At 63.8% G+C, this 2481-nt stretch carries 3 protein-coding genes; all 3 read right to left on the bottom strand.

The features are described from left to right. Nucleotides 1-28: 28 nt before the first annotated feature. The 3 genes from tnpC to tnpA are packed head-to-tail and all read right to left on the bottom strand — an operon-like array spanning nt 29 to nt 2397. Nucleotides 29-1582, bottom strand: coding sequence for an IS66 family transposase (gene tnpC, locus K7H91_RS25425; RefSeq protein WP_230722953.1), 1554 nt, complete (start codon nt 1580-1582; stop codon nt 29-31). A 54-nt stretch (nt 1583-1636) separates the two neighbouring features. Then, nucleotides 1637-1987, bottom strand: a complete 351-nt coding sequence (tnpB, locus tag K7H91_RS25430) for an IS66 family insertion sequence element accessory protein TnpB (RefSeq protein ID WP_230722954.1) — start codon at nt 1985-1987, stop codon at nt 1637-1639. After that, nucleotides 1984-2397: an IS66-like element accessory protein TnpA gene (gene tnpA, locus K7H91_RS25955; protein ID WP_419197527.1), complete on the bottom strand. Its 414-nt coding sequence runs from the start codon at nt 2395-2397 to the stop codon at nt 1984-1986. The genes tnpB and tnpA overlap by 4 nt, the downstream gene beginning before the upstream one ends. Between the last annotated feature and the right edge of the window lie 84 nt (nt 2398-2481).

Here is a 2481-nt window from a genome sequence, read left to right on the forward strand (position 1 = left end):
GTAAGCGTCGTCTGCGCCGCATCGGTAATCAGCTTGACAGCTTGAAGTTCCATGGCAGGAGGTCATCGATGCGGCTTTGGGGATGACCGTTGGCGATGGCCTCGAGGGTAGCTTTGAGATAGGCGAAGGGCTCGATGCCGTTGATCTTTGCGGTCTCGATGAGCGATGCGATGCGACCCCAGGCACGCCCACCTTCGTCATGTCCGGCAAACAACGCGTTTTTCCTGTTGAGAGCGATGGGCCGGATCAGGTTCTCGACGCTGTTAGAATCGATCTCGACCCGTCCATCGTGCAGGAAGGTTTGCAGCCCGCCCCAGTGCCGATGGATGTAGGCAAGCTTTTCCCCCAGGCGCGACTTGACGGAGACGCGCAGGCGCTGTTGGCGCAGCCATTCCCCGAAGGCTGAGACGAGGGGTACGGTGCGCGCCTGACGGGCCGCGAGCCGCAGTCCCGGGCTCGCGCCGCGGATGTCTGCCTCGACCTTGTAGAACTCGGCAATCCGGCGCAGCCCCTCGGCGGCGATCTTTGAGCCGTCGCGGTCGAATACTTCCTTCAGCTTGCGCCGGGCATGAGCCCAACAATGGGCCACGCGGATCGGATCGCCACCCTTGCGGGAGGGACGCGTCAGGCGGTTATAGCCCTGATAGCCGTCGAGTTGCAGGATGCCGTCGAAGCCCCGCAGTATTTTCTCCGCATTTTCTCCGGCACGTCCGGGTGCGTAGTAGAAGACCACGCCCGGCGGATCATCCCCACCCCAACCCCGGTCGTCGCGGGCCAGTGCCCAGAGATATCCGGTCTTGGTCCTGCCGCGCCCCGGGTCCAGCACCGGGGCGGTGGTCTCGTCCATGAACAGCTTGCCCGACGTCGTCTTCAGATGGTCGGCCAGACGGTCGACCAAGGGGCCCAGATGGAAGGCGGCGGTGCCCACCCAGTCAGCCAGGGTGCTGCGGTGGATATCGATGCCCGAACGGCCAAGAATCTGGCTCTGCCGATACAATGGCAGGTGATCGGCGTATTTGCTGACCAGGACATGGGCGATGGCGCCCTCGGTCGGCAAGCCGCCCTCGATGAGGTGAGACGGGGCCGGTGCCTGGGTCACGCCATCGGTGCAAACGCGACAGGCGTATTTGGGGCGGATCGTGACGATCACCCGCAACTGCGCGGGCACGATGTCCAGCCGCTCGGTGCGATCCTCGCCGATCTTGTGCAACAACCCGCAGCCACAGGGGCACAGCAGACTGTCCGGCTCTATCACGCGCTCGATGTGGGGCAGGTCCCTGGGCAGGTTGCCCAGATTGCGCCGGCTCGCACGGCGGGGCCGGCACGCAGACGGCGTCAGCGCGGGCTGCTTCTCTTCGGCTTCTGCGACCGCCGTCTCGAGATCCTCGAAAGCCAGCTGCCGGTCATCTTCATCGAGCTTCTCGGAACGTTTGCCATGGACCACGTGATTGAGCTCGGCGATCAAATGCTCCAGGCGCTTGTTTGCCTCCTTCAGCGCATCCCGCTCGCGCAGCACTGCAGCGACGGCTTCGCGTTGCGCTTCGGGGATGGCGGTCAGGTCGATGATTGCGGTGGATGGCATGACCGGATACTACCCCGATGCCGCTTCGAATGCCCGCCTTTTCTCGTGCCTGATTCACTCTGCCGCAGTTGGGCGGCGGGCCTCCAGAGCCTTCACCCTGCGCCAGTCCAGACCGGCGAACAGGGCCTCGAACTGCGCCCGGTTCAATCTGATCACGCCGTCACGAACCGTCGGCCAGGTGAAGGTGCTATCCTCAAGCCGCTTGTAGGCCATGACCAGGCCGCTGCCATCCCAGAACAGTAACTTCAGTCTGTCTGCCCGCTTCGCCCGGAACACGAATACGGCGCCGGTAAACGGATCCTCCTTCAGGGTCGCCTGCACCAACGCGGCGAGACCGTCGTGCCCCTTCCTGAAGTCGACCGGCCGCGTCGCCACCAGGATACGGACGGTGTGGGACGGCATCATGATGAAACCCTGAGCGCATGCACGATCTCGGCAATGCGCGCCGCCGGGGTATCTGCTGCAAGTTCGACCGCCACCTCGCCGAAGACGAGCCGCAGCTTGGCTGCTGGTTGCTGAGGGGGCCGCAATGCCTGTGGCGCACCCGTGTCACACAACACAAGCGGCGTGAAAGTAGTCGGCTCATCTGCCACCTCGACCGCAGGCAGGACCAGCTTTCCCCGCTTGGCAAGGCATCGCCAAGCCGAAAGCTGGTTCGGCTTAACCCCGTAACGCCGCGCAACGGCGTTTACTGTCGTGCCCGGCTCCAACGTCTCTGCGACAGCCTGTGCCTTGACATCATCAGGCCACCGACGATGCCCGCTCCGAAAAAACTCCACACCGAGCGATCTGAGAAACGCACTTTGAGCATCCATTGCGAAACGCACTCCCATCTTGAGATGGGGATCACCTCGCAGGAAGCTCACGCCGCCGCAACGTGCCACTCAGCCGCCGCTTAC

This window comes from Martelella mediterranea (genome assembly GCF_021021415.1).
Lineage (GTDB): Bacteria > Pseudomonadota > Alphaproteobacteria > Rhizobiales > Rhizobiaceae > Martelella > Martelella mediterranea_C.

Excerpts from the sequence above, each read along its gene's own strand:
- tnpC (WP_230722953.1), bottom strand. The coding sequence starts at position 1,582 with ATGCCATCCACCGCAATCATCGACCTGACCGCCATCCCCGAAGCGCAA.
- tnpB (WP_230722954.1), bottom strand. The coding sequence starts at position 1,987 with ATGATGCCGTCCCACACCGTCCGTATCCTGGTGGCGACGCGGCCGGTC.
- tnpA (WP_419197527.1), bottom strand. The coding sequence starts at position 2,397 with ATGGATGCTCAAAGTGCGTTTCTCAGATCGCTCGGTGTGGAGTTTTTT.